The sequence below is a fragment of the Variovorax rhizosphaerae genome (assembly GCF_037889975.1).
Taxonomy (GTDB): domain Bacteria; phylum Pseudomonadota; class Gammaproteobacteria; order Burkholderiales; family Burkholderiaceae_C; genus Variovorax; species Variovorax rhizosphaerae.
This window is the reverse complement of sequence record NZ_JBBKZT010000017.1, coordinates 1-20,865: the sequence shown is the minus strand read 5'-3', so window position 1 is coordinate 20,865 and position 20,865 is coordinate 1. Positions and strand designations below refer to the sequence as shown.

Here is a 20,865-nt window from a genome sequence, read left to right as displayed (position 1 = left end):
TCCAGCCTCAGGCCGCATCGAACTTGAAGCTCGCCATTTCCTCGAACAGATGCGCCATGTCGTCCAGGTTGGCCGAGCGTCCGAGTCGATGCACCCCGGTCTCGAACAGGTTGCGGATGACGCCGGCAATGACCATCGGCGCGCCACCGTCCATGGCCATGCGCGCGCCGAGGCGCAGGTCCTTGACCATCAGCTCCAACTGGAAGTTGGCCGACTTGCCATGCGTGGCCAGGACCGGGAGGATGCGCTCCGAGCCCGCGTTCCGGCCCGAGCTCTGGTTGATGACCTTGGCCATGCACGGCACCGCAAGCCCGTACTTGGCACCGAGCGCAGCGCACTCGTAGGTGATGAGTCGATTGGTCGCGGCGATCGACGCGTTGACGAGCTTGGCGACGTGCCCGTTGCCCGTTTCGCCGCAATAGACGACGTTGGGGCTGATCGACTCGAGCACCGCCCGCACGGGGCCGAAGACGTCGGCGGGCCCGCCGTAATAGATCGCGATCGTGCCCGCGTCCGCGCCGCGCGGCCCGCCGGCGACGGGTGCGTCGACCAACGGAACGCCCAGCGATTTGAGGTCTTCGGCGATTCGGCGTGCCTCGGTCGGATCGCCCGTGGTCTGGTCGACGATGATCTTGCCTGCGGAGAGTCCTTCGGCCAGTCCGCCCTTGTCGAAGATGAGCTTGCGCACCACTGAGGAGGTCGGCACGCAGACCATGATCACGTCGCAGGCGCGTGCGAGTGACGGCAGGTCGGGCTCGACCACCGCCCCTTGCGCTTCGAGTTCGCGCGCCAACTCAGGCCGCACGTCGAAGACGTGCAGCTTGCGCGAAAGCAGCAGCCGGCGCGCGAGCGCACCGCCCATCACACCCAGGCCGACATAGCCCACGACCGGCTCTCGCGTTGCGGCGGTGCCAGTCGCCTGTTGTGGCGAGGATGTATCCGGGGCTGGAGCGAGTCGCGTCGCGGCCATCGACCCGATCAGGCCGACCACATCTTCGAGCCGTGCGGTATCGCCGAGCGTGTTGACGCCGATCTGCAGCAAGCCGCGAACGACATTGGAGATCTGCATCGGCACATTGCATTCGACGCCCAGCGCGGCGACCTGGTTCAGGTCCTTGAGCATCAGCGGCAGCGCCACGTCGGTGGACGCCTTGCCTTGCACCAGCGCCGTCAGCATGCGCTCCGAGGTGTGGTTGCGCCCCGAACCCTTGTTGAGGATGTCGGTCATCGATTCCAGCGTCAGGCCCATCTTCGTGCCCATGGCCACTACCTCGAGCGTCGAGAGCCGGCTGCCCGCGTTCATCGCGTTGTTCACCAGCTTCATGGCCTGCGCGTCGCCGACACGCGTGCCACAGCGAATGACCGTCGGGCTGATCGCCCGCAGCAACGGAAGCGCTCGCTGAAAGGCCTCATCGGAGCCGGATGCCATCACCGTTGCCTTGCCTTGGGCCACTACCTCGGGCGTCCCCGAGACCGGCGCGTCGATCAGGGCCACGCCTCGTACGCTCAGGGCGCTTTCGAGCGCCCGCGTTTCCCCCGGCATGCCGCTGGTCTGGTCGATCACAAGCTTGCCGGCTGAAAGGCCTTCGGCGAGGCCATCGGTGCCGTAGAGGGCCTGCTGGACGTCGCACGTTCGGGGCAGGCAAAGGAAGATGACCTCGCATTGGCGCGCCAAGTCAGTCGCACTCTTGGCCGCGGTGACGTCGGCCTTGGCAAACGACTTCAGCGCGGCGGCGTTGCTGTCCCAGACGACGAGTGGGTGCGCTTGCTGCAGTTGGTGTGCAAGGGCGCTTCCCATCGCTCCCAGCCCGATGAATCCGATCTTCATTTCGATGCTCCAGTCTCCAGGTTTCTATCCGCAGCGCCTTCGTGAGACGAATCGGCGTGCTGTTCAAACGAGGCCAACGCAAATGTGGTGCCACACGGTGGGGTGGCGTCGGCGCTCAGCGTTGTTCCGCGTCGGCGGAGTGATGCCAGGCTGCGTCGTGTGCAGTCCATTGAGCGGCCGACTGTCCGCGGCAACGACATCAACGTCTGCCCGGCGGACACGTGTATCGAGTCACCTGAGAAACGCAACTGTGCAGACGGGATGGTGCGCGAATGGCCGCGCGAGCGTGGCGCATCGACCCGGACCGCGTTCAAGCCGCGCGCGCCGGCGTTGGCATGGCCGTTGCGGATGGACGCTCCATTGACAGCCCTGTGCAAGAAACAACGAGACAACCGAATGAACCCCTGCCTCTCTTTCCCGCGTGATCCCGCCAGCGTCTTGCGTCGAAGGGCGCTGTTCGCGGCGGTCGCCTCCGCGCTCTGTTGGGCAGGCCCAGGCCACGCGGAGGACTATCCCTCGAAGCCGATTCGCCTGGTCGTCGCCTACTCGCCTGGAGGCGGGGTCGACTACACCGCCCGCGCCATCGCGCCTCGATTGGGTGAGGCCCTCAACACCACCGTCATCGTCGACAACAAGGCGGGCGCGAGCGGGACAATCGGCAGCGACTTCGTGGCCCGATCGGCGCCCGATGGCTATACGCTGCTTTTCGCGCCGGCCAGTTCGATGACCGCATCGCCTCAGGCGATGCCGAAGGCACCGTACAACGTGCTGACTGACTTCGTGCCGATCAACCTGGTTGGCGAGACTCCGCTGCTGCTCGCGGTTCGCCCGGCGCTCGGCGTGAACAACGTCAAGGATCTGCTGAAGCTTTCGCAGACGAAGAAGATCACGCTCGCATCGGCAGGTGCCGGCGGCCTCACGCACCTGGTGATCGAATCGCTTAACCTCGCGTCGAAGAACAACATCATCCATGTGCCTTACAAGGGTGGTGGGCCCGCGCTGGCTGATGCGGTGGCGGGCCATGTCGATGGCCTCGTCGCCGACTTTCCCCCACTCGTGCCGATGTTCAAGGAAAAGCGACTCGTGCCGGTGGCCGTCACGAGCCCCAAGCGCGCGGAGTTCCTGCCCGACGTGCCCACGGTAGGCGAGGACATTCCTGGCTTTGTCGCCATGAGCTGGTACGGCGTGATGGCACCCGCAAAGACGCCGCGCGCCGTGATCGACAAGGTCAATGCCGCCATCGTGCAGATCATGGCCCGCGAGGATGTCCGTGCCCAGCTCAAGGCGACGTCGGTCTCGCCCAATACCCTGGCGTCCCCCGAAGCGTTTCAGAAGTTCGTGGCGGACGACTATGCGCGATGGGGGAAGCTCATTCGTGAAACGCACATCGTGACGACGGAGTAGCGGACATGCCTGCCAAGTTCATTCAAACCGAAAGCGGTGCGTCGCACGCGCCTGGACTCTCGCGCCGAGACCTGCTTGCGCTCGGAGGCGGCTTGCTGTTGCCTGCTCTTGCCTCGGCGCAAGCGTATCCCGCGCGGGTCGTGCGCTTGATGGTCGGTGCACCCGCAGGTGGTGGCCTCGACACCTACGCCCGCATCGTCGCGCAGCCCTTGGCCGAAGCTCTCGGCAATTCCGTGGTGGTCGAGAACAAGGCGGGCGCAGGGGGCGTGACCAACTCGGCGTACGTCGCGACCTCGCGACCGGATGGCGCGACGGTGCTCTATACCACCGCGACGCCCTTGATCGTTGCGCCCCAGGCCATGAGGAAGCCTCCCTTCGATCCGCTGACCGACTTCGTCCCGGTGATCCGTGTGGGGACCACGCCCCTGTCCTTCGCCGTCAACCCGAAGTTGGGCGTCAAGAACCTCAACGATCTGGTCGCGCTGTCGAAACGCCGCCAAATCAGCATCGCTTCGGGGTCAGGCACTGGCGGTCAGCTGCACCTGATGATCGAGGCCCTGATCCAGGCGACCGGCGCCAACATCCTGCACGTCCCCTACAAGGGCACCGCGCCGTCGATCGTCGACACGATAGCCGGGCACATCGATGGTTGCACCTCGGATGTTGCATCCTTCATTCCGTTTCACCAGGAGGGGACGCTGACCATCATCGCCGTCAGCTCGGAAAAGCGGCTGGACGTGCTGCCCGACGTGCGGGCCGCCGTCGAGGACATACCGGGCTTCGTCATGGTGAGCTGGCAAGGCATCTTCGTTCCCGCGAAGACGCCGAAGAGCGTGATCGACCAGCTGAATGCTGCGATGCTCAAGGTGCTCGCCCGCACCGATGTGCAGGCGCAGTTTCGCAAGAGTGCTGTCGACACGAGCCCGATGGCCAACCCCGAGGCCTTTCCAAAGTTCGTGAGTTCCGAGTACCAGCGTTGGGGGAAGCTGTTGAAGGACAAGGGCATCGTGATGGACTAGGCGTTGAACTGGCTGATCGTCGCTGCGACATGGTCTCGCGAACGAGCCCGCTGGCCCCAGCCGGAGGCCAACCGCATGGGCCCTGAAGAGGTCGACCCACCTAACGAGTAGCGGGGATCATGCTTAAACTGAGGCGATGGAACGTAAATTTGGCGTAAACGCCAGCGACGCGTCATCAGAAGCATCCATCGACAGCCGTGGCAACGTTTACCTCGGCAAGACCATCGGATGGTCCACCCTACTGGAGTCCCAGCGCGTGCTGCTGGTCGCTGAAGCCGGAGCAGGTAAGACGCATGAGTGCGATGCGCAGGCTGAGGACCTCTTCCAGCGTGGTGAGGCGGCTTTCTTCCTGCGGCTGGAGGCGGTGGCCGCCAACGGCATCCGGTCGTCGCTGTTCGGTGAGGGGTTGAAGAAGCGGTTCGACGAGTGGCGGGCGTCTTCGTCACAGGTCGGCTACTTCTTCTTTGACTCAATAGACGAGCTGCAACTCACGCATGGGGATTTTCGCAATGCGCTCAAGCGCGTGCACGAGGATATGGAAGGCGCACTGGGTCGAGCAACGGTCGTTGTGACCTCGCGCCCCGTCGACATTGACCGACGGGCATTTGCGGACGTGCTGCCGGTGCCCCAGACTGCGATCGAAGAACGGCACGGAGAGTCATTCGTCCGCATGGCGCTGCAGGGGCCGACCGACGAAGACAAGCGTCGGTCACCCCCGTTCCGGGAAGTGACGCTTCTGTCGTTTTCTGATGAGGAGATCGTTGAGTTTGCTCGAGGCCAAGGCGTCACCAACCCTGATCATTTGCTGGCTGAAATCCGCGCCCGACACGCAGAAGACTTCGCGCGCCGCCCGCAGGATCTGATCGAACTGTGCGATAGCTGGCGGGACTTCGGCAAGATTCGCTCGCACTGTGATCAGCTGAAGAGTCACATCAAGGCGAGGCTGCGCGCGCGCCCCAAGCGCAAGGAGCCGGCAGAGCTGACCTTGAACAAGGCGCGAATCGGCGTCCAGCGCCTGGCGCTCGCCGCCATGCTCGGTCGTCGCCTCACGATCCGATGCAGCGCCGGCGCAGATGTTGAAGGCTCGGGCGACGCTCCCCTCGTGCCGGACGACCTACTTTCAGACTTTACGCCCAGCGAGATGGATACGCTGCTGCAGCGGCCGATCTTCGTGGAAGGTGGCTACGGCCGGGTTCGCTTTCATCACAGGTCGGTGCTCGAGTACTTGGCCGCTACCGAAATCGATCACTTGGTCAGTTCTGGGGCGCTTGCCGTGTCTGCGGCCAAGCGAATGCTGTTCAGCCTCTCCGATACAGAAGCACTACTGCCGAAGCCATCCATGAGGCCAGTGGCCGGTTGGCTTGCGAAGATGCGTCCAGAGATCTTCGACACGGTGTTGAAGGTCGAACCCAGCACGCTGCTGTTGTATGGCGACCCCGAGGCGCTAAGTGACGATCAGTGCGCTCAGGCGCTCCGAGCGTACGTGCAACTTCACGGCGCCGGGCAATGGCGTGGCCTGGAGATGCCGGCCCTTCAGCTGGAACGGCTGGCTCGCAAGCCGCTGCATTAGGTTGTACTCGACGCTTGGTCGGCGGGTATCGAGAACCCGGAAGTCCGCCAGATCCTCTTGCAACTGATTGCGGTCGGTCGATACAAGCAGTGTGCCGATCTGGCGATGGCAGTCGCCGAGAACAAGGCCTGCGAAGACCGCGAGCGTTTCGAGGCCTTGAACGCGCTGGTCGAGTTGGACGACTACCGCATCGATGAACTGATCGAAGCGCTGGCCTCATCCCAGGCGGGCTGGGGCCGGCGCATTGTGAGGTGGGTCGCTCAGAATTTCTACCCGAACAACGTCACGGAAGACCAGCTTGTTCGACTGCTGACTGCCGCGCCGAGCGCCGCTGTCCGGGACGACTTCTTCCCAAGCGGCATGGCCGCCATGATCGAACGCGTATCAGTCAACCGAGACCGATTGGAGCGCTTGCTTCCCGGGCTGCTCGCGCTGACCCACAGCCTAGTAGTCGTGGACAAGGAACTGGACAGCCTCAACGACCAAAAAGGGCGCCTACAAGCCTCCTACATCCTGCGGGGCCTGAGCGTTCGCCTTCTTCAGGAGGGGAGTCGGGCGCCCGAGCTAATCGAAGCTGCGGTACTTGGCTACAGGGCGGCTGAGTACTCATCACTGGACAATGAGCGCAAACACAAGCTTGGAGAATTGATTGACCAATTGCCGGCGGATGAGCGTCGAGCCGTCTTCTACGCTGACTTCGTGTGCGTCGCCCGTCTGGAGCCGCGGCGATCAACGCAGGCGCTGTTCGGTCGCCTGATTTCCCGGGGGCCACTGCGCTACAGCATCGAGAAGGATGGAGCATGGCTGCTACGTGACTTGGCCGATGTCACGATGGACCAGGCGCGCCGGTCCCTGCTGCTGCGAATGACAACCTACTTGATGCGAAGGGACGTTCCGGCTGAGATCGATCTAGCGCGAGTCGCGGTGAATGACTCGCCTGCGCTCTTGTCAGAGTTGGATGAACTGGTCAACCCGAGTGTGCCGACGCGCGAGATTCTGGAAGCGCGGGAGCAAGAGCGCAAGAGCGCAAGCGGTCTGAGCGCGACGTCCTCAAGCAAGCCGGCTACCGGGCTAAATGGGCTGCCTTCTGGAAGGAGCTTGCAGAACGACCTGCGCTGGCTTTGGCGCCCGGTCGCGTCAGACGCACCATCTGGAATTTGTCAACAGTCCTCAGCAAGCGGTCGCGCGGCAACGAAAACGTACGCTGGGACCGTGAATTCCTTGAGCGGTCTTTTGGCGGACCGGTGACGGATGCGGTGCGCCGAAGCCTCATGGCGTACTGGCGGGACATGCGGCCCACGCTGCCGTCCGAGCGCAAAGAGAAGAACACCTACCTGGTGGTGTGGACGTTCGGCTTGATGGGGCTGTACGCCGAAGCAGAGGATCCGCGGTGGACGCGCTCAGTCACGGCAAGTGAGGCTGAGCTTGCAGTCCGGTACGCGCTTGTGGAACTGAACGGCTTGCCAGATTGGCTCGCAGCTCTAGCGGTTGCCCACCCTCAGGTCGTCGAGCGCGTGCTTGGCGGTGAAATTGAAAGCGAGCTCAATGCCAAGGGCGGTGATGGCGGCTGGCACTCGATGCTTTTGCAGAGCCTGCGATATGGCCGCTTCGAAATCGCCCGGGTACTGGAACGCCGTCTGGTCGTGTGGCTCAGAGGCCCTGGCAGGACGCTGATGCGCGCCCGTCATAACGCCGTGACCGAAGCGAAGCTTGACCAAGTCGTGCGCACGCTGCTTGCCCATGGCAGTCCTTCATCGAAATGGTGTCTGATGGAACTCGCCACGCGCGAGGCCATCTCGGCAGGGCAGGGGCCGTTCCTGTTCCTCTGGTTGCCCGTGTTGATGCTGCTCAATCCACTGCGTGGTGCCGAGCTACTTTTGCGTGGGCTGAAGGGACTACCGGTCGAGCGCAAAGGTGCCGCCGTCAAGGCGGTCGGCTGCCTGTTCAGCGAGCGACGCGCCGAAGGTGGCGCGAGCTGGAGCACGACGCTCGCGCCGGAGACACTGCTGCGCCTGAACCAGGAGATCTATCGACATGTCGTGCCGGAGTCCGATGAAAGACACGAGGGCTCGTATTCTCCGGGCCCCCGAGACAACGCGGAGAGCGGTCGACGTCTGGTGTTCGATGCTCTGATCCAAGCGGTGGGCGCGCAGGCTTATCAAGCGAAACTGGCGCTGTCCGCAGATCCGCTATTCGCCCACGCCAAGGATCGCATTGCGGCCTTGGCACATGAACGCTTGGCGGAAGAGACCGACGCCAGCGTGATCTCCATGGACGAGCTCGCGAGGCTTTTCCAAGGCGGCGAACTCGCGCCGATGACGAGCACCGACATGGCGCATCTGCTCAGTGACAGGCTGGACGACCTGCAGGACCTAATGGGAATTGATGCGAGCCCCAAAGCTGCTTGGGCCAAGGTGTCCGATGAAATCACGCTTCGTCCTGCAATTGCTCACGAACTCGACCTAATGTCCAAGGGTGCGTACACCGTGGACCAGGAAGCAGTCACCGTCGATGGAAAGGAGACTGACATCAGGTTTCGCGCGCTTTCACGCTATCAGGCATCGATCGAGCTCAAGGTCGGTGAGAAGCCGAGGTCGGGCAGGCAGCTGAGAGACACCATTGAGACGCAGTTGGTCTGGAAGTACATGGCCGCCCGTAACGCGAGGACGGGCTGCCTGTTGGTTACAGTGGCGAACCCGGACAAGCGGTGGGACCATCCAGACACCGGCGAGTCAATGGACCAGCACCAGCTTCAAGAGATGCTGACGGAGGCCGCGCAGCTCGCGCAACAGAGGCTCGGTGGCGACGCACGGGTCATGGCGCGCGTCTTGGACCTGACGCCTCGGTTGCCGAATGAGTCGGGTGTCAAGAAGGCCTCGAAACGTTTGGGCAAGACAAGGTCTTCGGCCTGAAGCTCAACGTGCGTATGGCAACGCTCGGGGGGGCGTGGCGATCAGGGTCTCATGAGATCAAGACGCTCAAGGACGACCCGTAGTGCCGGCAGCCGCGTTCAAGCGCCTTCGTGTCGCGTAGGAGCGATCAAATTCTGTCGAAGCGGGGCTTTGAGCAAGCCCAATTCGGAGCCGGTCGTGCAAGAGCGTGCCCCGAATCCCTTGTCGATTCAAGAGTGCATCTGAATCCGCGGCCTCTTCCGCGACTTGGCGAACCAGAGCCCCAACGCTGCTTTCAGTAAAGGAGTCGCCGACCTCAAATGCGAATAGGTCGATGAAGACCATCCACAATCGCGCGGCCTCCAAAACTTGCATGGGTCGAATATTTGCGGTTAGCAAGAGGAGTTTCGGCAGCATGTTCCTTGCGGGGTGCGGGGCATCTTTGCGCAGCTTGGCTTTTACATACCAGACACCGACAAAGGAGCCAATCACTATTTCGGGAATCTGCGCGCTAGCGACCAGTTCGCGCGCAACTTCGCTCACGTGTCGCATGGTGCGATTGAGGTCCAGACGAAAGTCCCAGATCGCGTTCGCCACGGCCATGAAGTCCTGTGCCGCGTGGAGCACGCCGACTCCTTCTTCGATGTTCGAGGCGGTCCCGAGCTCCGCCGGGAGCAAAGCGAGCTGATCGTTGAGCGTGACCTGCAGGCCGACACGCCACCGGCATAGTTGGGCGACCTTGCGCGCGGCATCCTCTCCCGTGATGAGCTTCGCGGCCGTCAGGCTGTACAGAACATCGAGCGTGCAGATTCCGGCTTCTCGGCCTTCGAGGCACCACGTGCGAAAGCTGGCGTCATCCGAATACAGCTGGTATCGCGCGTCCGCCGCCAGCGCCTTGGTTTCATGTGAGTCTCGTGAGAATGGCGGGTTGGCGACTTGAAACTCGGCCCTGGGCTGGAGCAACAGGGCGCTACGCGCGCGCAGGTCGGACTGCAGCGAAGTAGCCACTAAAGGAAAAAGACTTCCCCCAAGCGGCTGAGTCAATTCCTCTAGCAACTCGATCGTGCTTTGCGCGACAGCCACTTTCCCGAAGAACTCGAAAACCTTGTCGAGAAGACCTAGATCGCGCAGTAGCAGGAACGTGACGAGGTCGATGAGGGGTGTTCGCTTTCGAACCTCCTCGACTGGCTTAGCCACCCAATCGGCGCCCGCCATCGATAGATGATACTTGCGGTCATCGATGCCAGACTTCTTCGTTAGCTCCCAAAGGTAGACAAGGTCATGCACGTTCGACAGCAAGTGAGTCGGCCGCCAGGAGTACGGAAGCGGAAGGAGTCCTTGCTGAAGCAGGCGCTCCGCGCGTGACAAGAATCGCTCCCTGTCCTCAGTGATTCCCAGGGCCCGCTTGAGCCCCGTGAGAAGTTCGTCGCCGTCGACGTCGTGCGGAACCTCGACACTTTTGAACACGCGTGACTCGGGAAACCGTTTGAAAAAAGCCTGCATCCGGGAGGATATGGCCTCTGAATGCTCGCTAGAGAGTTTGGCCGTTCCAGATGCCGTCGCCAGCATCATCATGGACAGGAACACGCCTTCTTCGATCTCGTTCTGCTGATTCGCCAGTTGCCCCACCCGCTGGGCGAGATCGACCAACCGAGGGCTACTGGAGTCCCTCTTCTGTACCAGCTTGAAGAGGAGCTGGAAGCATTCGAGCTGTTGCCTCTGATCAGTCGAACGGGCGAGCAGCTTCTCGACAGCAGTTATGGCTTTGTCGTCCTGTCCCCACCTAACGACAATGTTGACGTAGGTGTTCAGGGCGAAGGTATCGGCTGTTCCATCGTCCAGAAGCCGTTCGAGAATTTGTTTAGCCGCTTCGGCTTCGCCGAGGTGATCTAGGGCGAATGCCTTGAGCGCGTCAATACGCGAATTCGATCCAAACTCGCGTTCCGCCTCGGCTCCAAGCGCGACGAGCCCATTCCAATCATTCAAAACCATCATGGGTGAGGCAATGCGTAGCGCGAGCGCAGGAAAAAGCCGGTTCTTCTCCAGCAGGCGGCGAGCAACGTCAAGTAGCCGCTGCGCCTCGTCTGTTGACGTGTGCGGGTCGTAGGCCTCCAGAAGCCTGATCGTCGTCGGCAGCGGGTGCGCCAACTCCTGATCCTTGCCTTCGAGCTTCTTAAGCGCTACTCCCCGATCGAAGGGCTTGGTCAACTCGGCGATCCGGTAGTCGAGCGCAGCCCGCTCCGCTTCGAGCCCGAGTTGATCGAGCAGCGAGGACCAATGATCAACCAGTTCCGATCGAACCAAAATAGCGGCGGAAAGCGCTGCGCACGCTATCGCGTCTGCGAAGAGTTGATGCTTGGGGTCGAAATCCTTCTCGCGGAGCTCCATCGCGAAGACGCATTCGGTGTGCGCCCGCTTCTCGTGCAAGAACGCGATCTCCCGCAGGAACTTGGTGCTTCCGTCTGGCAACCTGGAGTTCGCCGCCAACGCAGTCTCAAACTCGCCGCACTGCGCGGCAAGCGAGGCGCAGGCACTTTGGACCGACTCCGTATGCGGCCTTTTGGCGGCGGCTGTCACCAGCGCGGGAAGAATTTCTCTCTGTATGCCCAGCATCGCCGCCGCTGCGATCCAGATGTCCACGACAAAATCTGCGTTGCTCGACCAATTCGACTCGTCCATGATCTCCACGGCCACTTGGATGTCGGTCCATGCTTCGCGCAACAGAGAAGCATCGATGCCCTTGGGCCCCGCAGGCGAAACTAGATCGCCGTTCGGCACCGGGGTGCCCTGCAATGCGAGATTGAAGCGCGCTCGGGCTTTCAGGATTTGAAACAAGTGACGCGTCGAGTCCGGAGCATCACTCCTTGCCAAACCGCTCTCGCAGGCAGCCAAGGCGTTCTCAATCTTCGAGAACATCGTCTCGATCACGGCCCGAGCGGCGAGGCTATCTGGACCGTCGAAGGATTCGACGACGCGCATGGCGTCGTCGTATTTGCCGCTCGCCGCAAGCAGTCTGGCCTTGACGGAAAGGATGGAGGGATCGTCGCCAGGAAGTGTGGCGACAACGTCAGAGTAGTCGTCGTCCTTGTCGGGGTGGTAGCGCCGACGCAGTTCGCTTTCCGCCCATGCGGACAAGAAACGCGGATCGCTGTGTGTCTCGGCGGCTGTCTTGAAGGCGGAGGTAGCTGTGGAGCTGTCGTCCTCGGCAGTCGCGAGCCTGCCGCGTAGCAACCAATATTCGGCGACCGCGAGCGCCGCAGCGTCACTCAACATCGAAGCGGCCGCGTCGAGCTCCGTCCGTGCTTTGGTGAGCTGCCCCGAGTCGAGACGTTTTCGGGCCGACCAAAGGTGCCAGTCAATGGTGCCTCGCGGTGGCTCGATCCAGAATCCCTTAGGAGGCGCTGCGAGCGCTTCAACAAAGGCAAGGCTGCGGCCTTCCACCGCGCCGCCAACGCCTTGGGCGAGAGCAAGCCGCTTGCTGTCATTTAGGTTAGGGCCGATCTTCGCGATTCCGACATCGAGCGCGTGGCCCACTTCCGCGAGTGCATTGGCTCTGCGGACGTCTTCGCGCAAGTCCGCGTCGTCGTCGAGCTTGTTGCTGGTGGGCACGCGCAACGTCACACCCTTCTGATCCGGCGGGATGGCCTGAATGCCGACGCGCAACAGCTCCTCGCGCAGCCATACGTAGTACGCAGGGCAGCGTTTCGGGTTTGAATCGACGCTCAAGTCGCAAAGAACGAGCAAGATCGGTTCGGCGACACCCGCGTAGTAGCGAAGCGTCGAGGCGGACAGCTCAATTGAAATGTATTCCCCGCTGGCGTTCTTCTTCGGATCGGTGGTCCCCTTGAGCTGAACGCGGAAGACTTCTTTGGCCTGGTGGTCTTCGACAAACTGAACGTGAAAGTCGAATCCGAAGTCGTCTGTGCCTTCCATGCTTTGAGGTGGCCGCCAGTTGGTTGGCAGGTTCACGTGCATGCACTTCACGGCGTTCGCACCGATGTCCTGGGCGTCGCTCGTTTTCGGTAGTCCCAGGTCTGGCATTGGCTCTCTCCGTCACTAATGTTCTTGCGTTGCGCTTGGTTCTGAGACGCGTAGCATCACTCTACTAGAGCACGCCGACGGACCCTTTCGGCGCTGCCCGACGGGCCCCGGTGCCAGTGCTCGAATGCTCGGTTTGAAGAATTGAAACCTGGTACGCCTCAGCATGACGGTAGGCGTTTGCAGCGCAGGCACCTTCCACTCATTGACCCGCATGCGTAGCAATTGCCTCCCCATCCATTGAGAAAGGCAGGTGGGCCACCGCGGAAGGCAACAAGCCTGTAGCCAGAACGGCACGTCGCCGAGAGATCCAGTGGACCGTTCATGATTAGGAGCGTGATGTGATGCGCCCTGCCTTCGTCATATCAGCCCCGTGAGGCACCATGCCGACTAGACCCACTCAACAAGGCATTCGCTGTTAGACGCTCAACCGTCACACCAGTCTTGCAAGAAGTGCATGTGCAAAGACTTCCGAAGATCGCGACTCATCTGGCCAACATAGGATAGACCCACGGAATAGAGGCGGCGATGAAGGGCGAGATCTCGACTTACGGCCAGTGCACAACCGGCGTAGAGCGGCCACTTCCGGCATCCAAAATGAAAGTGCGGTTCTGGCCGGCTTGTCAAGCGACATCAGGAACTGCCCCCCTGGCGACATGAAGAACTGACCCCCGGGGTTGTTGATCAATCTGTCGTGAGTGCGTCTTTCGCGCTGGCCTGGTTAACCAGGCCAGCGCGGCGCTTCGATCTGAGCCGGTAGCTGTCGCCGCGTATGGTGATCACGTGGCTGTGGTGCAGCAGGCGATCGAGGATGGCGGTGGCCACCACCGCGTCGCCAAACACCGTTCCCCACTCGGCGACTGAGCGGTTGCTGGTCACCAGCATTGAGCCGCGCTCGTAGCGCCGGCTGACCAGCTGGAAGAACAGGTGTGCCGCGTTCGCCTCGAACGGCAGGTACCCCAGCTCATCAACCACCAGCAACTTGGGTTTGGTGAAGTGCACGAGTTTCTCTTCGAGCCTGCCGTCGACGTGCGCACGCGCGAGTTGAGTGACCAGCGCCGTGGCTGGCACAAACAGAGTGGAGTAACCGCGCACGATGGCCTCACGCCCGAGTGCCACGGCCAAATGCGTCTTGCCCACGCCCGGTGGTCCGAGCAACAGCAGGCTATCGCCATTGCCGATCCAGCGCGAGGTTGCAAGCTCCCGGATCTGCTTGGGGTCGACCGACGGCTGCGCCTCGTATTCGAAGCCTTCCAAGGTGCGCACGCATGGGAACTTGGCGATCGACATGCCCATCTGGATTCGTCGCTCGTCCTTGCGCGCGACTTCCGCCGCGCACAGCATGGACAGCGCCTCGCGCAGGTTCAATTCCGCGCGGCCTGCCTGGTCCAGCAGCGTATCAAGCTGATCGCGGATGGCCGTCAACTTCAATCGCGTGAGCATGGGCTCCAGGTCACCAGACACCTCCAGCGCTGGCGCCTTGGCCTTCTTGGCGGCGGCCATTACCAGCGCCCTCCCAGCGCACTCTCGTACTCGGCAAGGGGTCTCAACAACTCGGCCGGCACCGGTGTCTGGATTGGTGGGAGCGAGTGATCCACCGATGGCCTGCCAAGCCAGCTGACGCCCACCAGGTTCGAGCCAACGATACCGACCAGGTGCGCGCGATCGATCACGGTCATGCGTCGATCAGTGTTCTGCGCGTGGCATGCGATCTCCTGGCCAGCGTAGTGGACGTGCACCTGGCGCTCGGCCACGACGACAGTCACGCTCTCGCCGATGAACTTCCACGGCACGCTGTAGCGGTTGGTGTCGAGTTCGATGCAGGCGTCGCTGTGCACGCGCCGCGTCAGTTCGCGCACCTGCAGGAACGGGGCCCTTGCCGCGATCGGCATGAGCGTGTGCCGCTCATCGCGTTCGAAGCGCTGTACCGGTGGCTCTGCGGTTGTGCCGTGCACGCGCACATCGGCCACCTCCCGCATCCAGCGCGCAAGGTGAGCCTCCAGGTGTTCAGTCGACGTGAAGCGATGGCCGGCAATGGCATTGCGCTTGACGTAGCCGACTCCGCGTTCGTCCTTCCCCTTGGTCTGGGCCCGATAAGGTGCGCAGGCCCGCGGGGTCACCTTCCAATACCGGCAGAAGGCGTGGAAGCGGTCGTTGAAGCGCACCTCTCGGGTCTTCACATCGTGCTCGTTGACCAGCGCCCGGGCGTTGTCCACGAGCACTTCCTGCGTCGTGCCTCCGAAGTGCCGGAAGGCCCCTTCCAGTCCCTGCAGCCACGCCGACTGGCGCTCGTGCAGGAACATCGCGACGAAGGTGCGCCGCGAATAGCCCAGCGTTGCAACGAACAAATGGATCTTCAGGGGCTCGTCGGCCACGGGCACGCGCACCGTGCCGAAGTCGATCTGCAATTGATGGCCTGGGGGCGTCTCGTAACGCACAGTCGCCACGCTCTGCGCCAGGACTTCTCGCCGCAGATGCGCCACCGAGCGTTCGACGGTGCGCAGGCTGACCTCGACGCCATGGACCCGAGCCAGTTCCTGACGCACGACATCGCAGTTGCCTCGGTGCTGGCGGAACTGGGCGGCGAGCCACTCGGCATGTGCGTCCAGCCGGCCAGGACGCTCGGGAGACTCGTAAGGCTGCCAGCCACCTTGGCGAAGGTAGCGCCGCACCGTATTGCGACTGCAACCCAGCTCACTGGCAATGCGCTTGGCACCCCATCCGAGCGACGCCAGCTTGAGCATCGCCTCCACATCCTCCGGTGCCTGCATCGCCTGTCTCCAATCGATCCGTTCGGATCGTGGAGCTTGCTCGAACACGTCGACTTCCATCTTGGCCTCCTGGCATGAGGGGGGCAATTCCTCATGTCGTCAGGGGGTCAGTTTGTCGTGTCGCCTCACAGGCTGGTATCCGGTCGCGGCGCCCCCTTGTTGTGTCGGTCCTAGCTCCGCCTTGTCGTTGCATGCCCCAAGCTCAGTACTTCAACTGCGGATCAAAGAAATCACACTTGTAGCCGCTACGGAATTCCGACACCGTCTTTGTCGACAACGGAATGTCCTGGATCAAGTAGCGCGCGTCGCTGCCGCCCGCGAAGCGCGGCCAGGGCGCGTCGCCGCTCCCATTGGGATTGCCCGTGTCCGCGAAATGCGTCCAGGCCGCGATCAGCTGGTCGGACAGCTTCATTTCGTCGGCATTGAGACCGCGCGGCATGCCGGACTCCTGATCCAGGTTGACGCCCAGTTCGCCGCCATGGAAGCCGGCGAACAGGAACTGGATGTCGATCGTGTGTGACGCGCCCGGCTTGTAGCCGGGCATCTTCGGCATGTAGAAGGGCGCGTTGCGATAGGCGAAGTCGTAGGCATACGTCGGGACTTGCGATGACAACCGTTGCAGGACGTGAAGCTCGGTGCACTTGGCCCCGTCGGTGCTGATGCGCTGGTAGGCGGTCATCGGGTCAACGCCGTGATCCGACAACGGATACTTCTCCGCGATGCCCTCGGGCATCTTGCGAGCCGCATTGCAAAAGATGCAGAACGCGCCGGGCGCGATCAACGCCGGGTATTGCGCGACGGAGATCGGTGCGAGGGGCGGTCCCGAGAAGTACTCGTTGATCCCCGTGAAGAAGGTCACTTCGTCCCGCACGGAGCCGCCCATGACAGGCATGCGGTTGAAGTTCCCGGACGTCCATGCCTCCTCGGGTTGCATGGGCACGATCGTTCCGTCGACAAACGGGCGGCCGACCACGTAGGGGCCACCGGCATTCGGCGTGCCTTGCAACTGGAGGATGCGCGCAGCCGGCAGCCTGCGAAGGCACTTCGCCGTCTCGGCATCCGTGCCCGTGCATCCGGCCGCTGCGGCGAATCCGGTGCCAGCCGTCAGCGCAGCGGCGGCCGTCGTAGTCCAGGCGAAGAAGGCCGGCGAGCTCTGCAGGATCGCGCGGTTGAACAGGCCCTTGGCCGCGGGAGAGATCACGTTGGCACCCACGTCATAGGCACCCGCCGATTGGCCACCGAGCGCCACCTTGGAGGGATCCCCGCCAAAGCGCGCGATGTTGCGCTGAACCCAGCGCAAGACGGCCTGCTGATCGAGCGTCTGGTAGTTGCCCCAGGGGTGGCCCTCGGCATTGAGCGCGGGATGCGAGAAGGTGCCCAGCAGGCCCAGGCGGTAGTTGAAGGTGACGACGATCGTGTCGACGCCATCCGGGCCGCCGGTGGCCAGTCGGGTCGCGTCATAGTCCTTCGCGGCACCGGTGAAGTTTCCTCCGCCATGGATCCACACGATGACGGGCTTCGGGCCTTTGCCCACGCTTTTGCCGGTCGAGTAGACGTTGAGGTAGAGGCAATCCTCCTGGATGCTCGCCGGGCCCGCGAACGGACCGAGCGTGGTGACTTGCGCACAACTGGCCGTCGGCCTCGATGCCTCGCGCACACCGCGCCAAGGCTGCGCAGGTTGCGGCGGCATCCACCTCAGGTCGCCGACCGGGGGCGCGGCGTACGGAATCCCGCGATAGACGTTGACCCCGTTTTCCGTCACGCCGCGCACGGCGCCGTCCGCGGTCGTGACGACGGGAGCGGCAGCGCTGTCTTGGCCAGGGCTTGCAGCGGCAGCGAGGCTGCTGCTGAGGGCCGTCAGCGCCAGCAACGCGACTGTCGATGCGCTGCGGACAAGCCTCGTCTTGTGGATCGGTTCGCGCGGAACTAGGGTGCCTCTTGAAGAAATCATGTTGTCGCCGTTCTTATGGATTGCCTCGGCCCGTTGGCGCGAGGAGGCGAAAAGGGCAGGTTCCGTGCCACTCGATTTGCGCCCGTCGAAAGGCGTGTGCTGTGTTTGACGAAGACACGTGTCCTCGGCAACGACGTCGATACACCGCGGCAGTGACTTTCTGAGGGACGACAACCGTGGCACTGCCCTTGCATCCTCGATGCGCAACAGAACTGGAATGCAAGACTCAAACGCTGAAGGAGCGCAGATGGACGAGAAGATTTTCCGCCTGGACAATCGCGTCGCGGTGGTCACGGGCGGGAGCGGAGGCATCGGAGCAGCGATCTGCAAGCTCTTCGCGAACGTCGGGGCCAGCGTCGCCTGCGTCGACCTCGACACAGAGCGCGTCAATGCGACGGCGGCCGCCATCGAGGCCGAGGGTGGCCGTGCGATTGCCCTCACCTGCGACGTCAGCTCGGAGGAACAGACGGTGGCGGCCGTGCAGCGCGTGGTGGCGGAGCTGGGCAGGCCGACGGTGCTGGTCAACAGCATCGCAGCACTCGACCGCAGTGGCAGCATCCTCGAGATCGACCTGGCGGAGTGGGAGAGGGTGCACCGCGTCAACCTGACCGGTTCGTTCCTGATGTCGCGCGCCGTCCTGCCCTCAATGATCGAGGCTGGTGGGGGATCGGTGATCCACGTCTCGTCGATGAATGCCCATGTCGCCTCGCCGGGTCGAGTGTCGTATGCCTCGACCAAAGCCGCGCTGCTTCAACTGGGTCGCGTGATGGCTGTAGACCACGCGGCCCAGGGCGTGCGTGTCAACATCCTCTCGCCCGGCCCGGTCGACACCGTGCGCATCGGCTACCGCCAGCAAGGTCGTACGGAAGCGGAGAAGAAGTCGTCGCTCGACCGGCAACTGTTCAAGCGCCTCGGAAGACCTGACGAGGTCGCGACCGCGGCCCTGTTCCTGGCCAGCGATGCGTCGTCCTTCGTCACTGGCGCAGAGCTGGCAGTGGATGGTGGCGCCACCATCTACAAGAGCTGACCTCCGACGTCTCGCTCTTCGCTGGGGGTGATCTGCACGGTGGCCCATCGCGCTCGCGCGCCGATCATCGACTCCAGGTAGCGGCTGCCGGCGTACTTGGCGCGATAAGCGTTGTCGATCGCATCGAGGACGGTGCCATCGACAGGGTCGAACCGCACTGAGCGCGTCATGCCTGCTGCGCTGATACGCCCGGCCTTCTGCTGCATCGCTGCATGGTGCCAGCGCGAGGCCTGGCCATGGTAGGCGCGCACGTACAACGCATCACCCAACACCACGGACCAGATCCATGTCGGCGTGCCGTAGGTGGCGCCGTCCTCGCGAAAAGGTGAGATGCGCAGATCGTCGGCGACCGACAGCGCTTGAAGTTCATTCAAGGTCCATTGAGGCACGGCTTGCTCCATCGCGATGTTGCGAACCAGTATGGGTCCTCCCGGCTCGCCGATGGGTGTCGTATTCGGGATGAACCCATGAGCCAGCTTCACCAATGCGAACGCTGCGCGCGCTCGAGTCTCGAGTGGCACGCATATTGCCGATCTGTCGTCGAGACAGCCATCGGACACCATCAAATCAAGGACAAGACCATGAAGCTCGGACTTCGACTCACAGCGCTCGCGACCGCCATCGCAGCAGCCTGCGGCCCCGCCGCCGCACAGATCTCTGACGACGTCGTGAAGATCGGCGTCATCGTTGACATGAGCGGCGTGTACTCTGCCAACGGAGGGCGTGGGGCCGTGCGCGCGGTCGAGCTCGCGGTCAAGGACTTTGGCGGCAAGGTGCAAGGCAAGCCGATCGAAGTGGTCAGCGCCGACTACCAGAACAAGGTGGACATCGCCGCATCGAAGGCCCGCGAATGGTTCGACGTGGACAAGGTCGACCTCGTCATCGAGTCGACGGATTCGGCGGCCGCCATCGCGATGCAGAAGATCGCCGCGGACAAGAAGAAGCCGATCATCTTCGCCGGCTCCGCGTCCACGGCGCTGACCAACAAGGAATGCTCTCCCTACGGCATTCACTGGGTCTACGACACCTTCGCGCTGGCCACCGGGACGGCACGCGCCGTGATGGAGGAGGGTGGTACGTCCTGGTACTTCATCACGGCGGACTATGCGTTCGGCCATTCTCTGGAGAAGGACACGACCAATGTGGTCCAGGCCATGGGCGGCAAGGTGCTGGGCACGTCGAAGCATCCTCTCAACGCGTCGGACTTCGCGTCGTTCCTGCTGCAGGCGCAGGCCTCCAAGGCCAAGGTCGTGGGCCTTGCGAACGCCGGCAAGGACACGCAGAACGCCGTGCGGCAGGCTGCCGAGTTCGCCATCACGAAGAACCAGACGCTGGCGACCCTGCTGGTGTTCGACACCGATGTCAAAGGGCTCGGCCTGAAGGCGGCGCAGGGCATGCTCTTCACCACGGGCTTCTACTGGGACATGAACCAGGAGACGCGCGACTTCTCGAAGCGATTCTTCGAGGTCCACAAGGCGATGCCGACGATGATCCAGGCCGGCGCCTATTCCGCGACGATGCACTACCTCAAGGCCATCGACAATCAGAAGACCGATGCGGCGGATGCCGTCGTCAAGCAGATGCGCCAGACGCCGGTAAAGGACTTCTTCGCCAGCAACGGAAAGATCCGGGCTGATGGCCGCATGGTGCACGACATGTACCTGGCCCAAGTCAAGTCTCCGGCCGAGTCGAAGAGCGAGTGGGACATCATCAGGATCAAGCGCACCATCGCGGGCGACGAGGCCTTCCAGCCTCTGTCGGCGAGCACCTGTCCGCTTGTATCGAAGAGCTAGTGCGGTACGCGCGAACTCCCCTATTGCGTGGCGCACCTCATGGCGGTCGGATCGGGAACCGATGACGGCATGCCGGCGTCTCGGACCGTGCCGCCAACGATCTGCCTACGCTACTTTCGTCATTGCATTTCGATCTTGGCGCGCTTGATGATGGCTTCATAGCGCTTGGACTCGGCCTGGATGAACGCTTCGATCTTGGGGCGATCCAGCGACAGCGAGACATAGCCCAAGGTCGCATAGCGATCCTGCACGTCGGTGCTGGCCACGGCTTCGGCGATGTCCTGGCGGATCTTGTCCCTGACGGCCGGCGGCAGGCCCTTCGGTGTGGCGATGACATTCCAGCCGCTGACTTCGTAGTCCTTGGGGCCGCCGGCCTCGGCCACGGTCGGCACGTCGGGATAGGCGACCAGGCGCTGGGGCGAACCCGAAGCCAGGAAGCGAACCTTGCCGGCCTTGTACATGGGCCCGGTCGTGCCGGCCGTGCCCAGCGTGACCGGCAACTCGCCGGTGGCGACCGCGGTATAGAGCTGCGAGGTCTCCTTGTAGACCACGTGCTGCATGCTGGTGCCGGTC

14 protein-coding genes are annotated in these 20,865 nt (G+C 63.0%); 7 read left to right on the top strand and 7 right to left on the bottom strand.

The features are described from left to right. Positions 1-7: 7 nt before the first annotated feature. On the bottom strand, positions 8-1,828 hold the full coding sequence (locus WKW82_RS29175; RefSeq protein ID WP_340346182.1) for an NAD(P)-dependent oxidoreductase: 1,821 nt from the start codon (positions 1,826-1,828) through the stop codon (positions 8-10). Between the two features lie 102 nt (positions 1,829-1,930). Between WKW82_RS29175 and WKW82_RS29170 the strand changes: the two genes are divergently transcribed. The 5 genes from WKW82_RS29170 to WKW82_RS29150 all read left to right on the top strand — a co-directional run bounded on the left by WKW82_RS29170 (position 1,931) and on the right by WKW82_RS29150 (position 8,733). Beyond that, positions 1,931-3,232, top strand: a complete 1,302-nt coding sequence (locus tag WKW82_RS29170; protein WP_340346181.1) for a Bug family tripartite tricarboxylate transporter substrate binding protein — start codon at positions 1,931-1,933, stop codon at positions 3,230-3,232. 5 nt (positions 3,233-3,237) lie between these two features. After that, entirely contained in the window at positions 3,238-4,251 is a 1,014-nt protein-coding gene (locus WKW82_RS29165; RefSeq protein WP_340346180.1) for a Bug family tripartite tricarboxylate transporter substrate binding protein, read from the top strand. A gap of 136 nt (positions 4,252-4,387) precedes the next feature. Next, the gene (locus tag WKW82_RS29160; RefSeq protein ID WP_340346178.1) at positions 4,388-5,821 is read left to right on the top strand and encodes an NACHT domain-containing protein; all 1,434 of its coding nucleotides are present in this window, start codon (positions 4,388-4,390) and stop codon (positions 5,819-5,821) included. 57 nt (positions 5,822-5,878) lie between these two features. Beyond that, complete coding sequence (locus WKW82_RS29155) at positions 5,879-7,069, top strand: hypothetical protein (protein ID WP_340346177.1); 1,191 nt, start codon at positions 5,879-5,881, stop codon at positions 7,067-7,069. Next, positions 6,979-8,733, top strand: coding sequence for a hypothetical protein (locus WKW82_RS29150; protein ID WP_340346176.1), 1,755 nt, complete (start codon positions 6,979-6,981; stop codon positions 8,731-8,733). Before WKW82_RS29155 ends, WKW82_RS29150 begins: the two co-directional genes overlap by 91 nt. 66 nt (positions 8,734-8,799) lie before the next feature. Here WKW82_RS29150 and WKW82_RS29145 read toward each other — a convergent pair whose 3' ends face one another. The 4 genes from WKW82_RS29145 to WKW82_RS29130 all read right to left on the bottom strand — a co-directional run bounded on the left by WKW82_RS29145 (position 8,800) and on the right by WKW82_RS29130 (position 17,472). Next, a complete protein-coding gene (locus WKW82_RS29145; RefSeq protein WP_340346175.1) occupies positions 8,800-12,753 on the bottom strand; it encodes a DUF4365 domain-containing protein in 3,954 nt (1,317 codons plus the stop codon). 681 nt (positions 12,754-13,434) lie between these two features. Beyond that, complete coding sequence (gene istB, locus WKW82_RS29140) at positions 13,435-14,253, bottom strand: IS21-like element helper ATPase IstB (protein ID WP_340346174.1); 819 nt, start codon at positions 14,251-14,253, stop codon at positions 13,435-13,437. After that, the gene (gene istA / locus WKW82_RS29135; protein ID WP_340346173.1) at positions 14,253-15,521 is read right to left on the bottom strand and encodes an IS21 family transposase; all 1,269 of its coding nucleotides are present in this window, start codon (positions 15,519-15,521) and stop codon (positions 14,253-14,255) included. Before istA ends, istB begins: the two co-directional genes overlap by 1 nt. 202 nt (positions 15,522-15,723) lie before the next feature. After that, on the bottom strand, positions 15,724-17,472 hold the full coding sequence (locus WKW82_RS29130) for a carboxylesterase/lipase family protein (RefSeq protein WP_340346171.1): 1,749 nt from the start codon (positions 17,470-17,472) through the stop codon (positions 15,724-15,726). Between the two features lie 247 nt (positions 17,473-17,719). On the opposite strand from WKW82_RS29130, the gene WKW82_RS29125 reads away from it, so the two are divergent. After that, on the top strand, positions 17,720-18,499 hold the full coding sequence (locus WKW82_RS29125; protein ID WP_340346169.1) for an SDR family NAD(P)-dependent oxidoreductase: 780 nt from the start codon (positions 17,720-17,722) through the stop codon (positions 18,497-18,499). On the opposite strand, the gene WKW82_RS29120 is transcribed toward WKW82_RS29125, so the two are convergent. Further along, positions 18,487-18,873, bottom strand: a complete 387-nt coding sequence (locus WKW82_RS29120) for a DUF2255 family protein (RefSeq protein WP_340346168.1) — start codon at positions 18,871-18,873, stop codon at positions 18,487-18,489. The two genes, WKW82_RS29125 and WKW82_RS29120, sit on opposite strands and share 13 nt — an antisense overlap. A 207-nt stretch (positions 18,874-19,080) precedes the next feature. Here WKW82_RS29120 and WKW82_RS29115 point away from each other — a divergent pair, with 207 nt between their 5' ends. After that, a complete protein-coding gene (locus WKW82_RS29115; RefSeq protein WP_340346167.1) occupies positions 19,081-20,292 on the top strand; it encodes an ABC transporter substrate-binding protein in 1,212 nt (403 codons plus the stop codon). A 119-nt stretch (positions 20,293-20,411) separates the two neighbouring features. On the opposite strand, the gene WKW82_RS29110 is transcribed toward WKW82_RS29115, so the two are convergent. Beyond that, positions 20,412-20,865, bottom strand: a 454-nt coding sequence (locus WKW82_RS29110; RefSeq protein ID WP_340346166.1) for a Bug family tripartite tricarboxylate transporter substrate binding protein, incomplete at its 5' end; no start/stop codon positions are given.

What these genes read in the sequence shown, in the direction of transcription:
- WKW82_RS29175 (WP_340346182.1), bottom strand. Translation starts at nt 1,828, where the DNA reads ATGAAGATCGGATTCATCGGGCTGGGAGCGATGGGAAGCGCCCTTGCA.
- WKW82_RS29165 (WP_340346180.1), top strand. Translation starts at nt 3,238, where the DNA reads ATGCCTGCCAAGTTCATTCAAACCGAAAGCGGTGCGTCGCACGCGCCT.
- WKW82_RS29160 (WP_340346178.1), top strand. Translation starts at nt 4,388, where the DNA reads ATGGAACGTAAATTTGGCGTAAACGCCAGCGACGCGTCATCAGAAGCA.
- WKW82_RS29145 (WP_340346175.1), bottom strand. Translation starts at nt 12,753, where the DNA reads ATGCCAGACCTGGGACTACCGAAAACGAGCGACGCCCAGGACATCGGT.
- istB (WP_340346174.1), bottom strand. Translation starts at nt 14,253, where the DNA reads ATGGCCGCCGCCAAGAAGGCCAAGGCGCCAGCGCTGGAGGTGTCTGGT.
- istA (WP_340346173.1), bottom strand. Translation starts at nt 15,521, where the DNA reads ATGCAGGCACCGGAGGATGTGGAGGCGATGCTCAAGCTGGCGTCGCTC.
- WKW82_RS29130 (WP_340346171.1), bottom strand. Translation starts at nt 17,472, where the DNA reads ATGATTTCTTCAAGAGGCACCCTAGTTCCGCGCGAACCGATCCACAAG.
- WKW82_RS29125 (WP_340346169.1), top strand. Translation starts at nt 17,720, where the DNA reads ATGGACGAGAAGATTTTCCGCCTGGACAATCGCGTCGCGGTGGTCACG.
- WKW82_RS29115 (WP_340346167.1), top strand. Translation starts at nt 19,081, where the DNA reads ATGAAGCTCGGACTTCGACTCACAGCGCTCGCGACCGCCATCGCAGCA.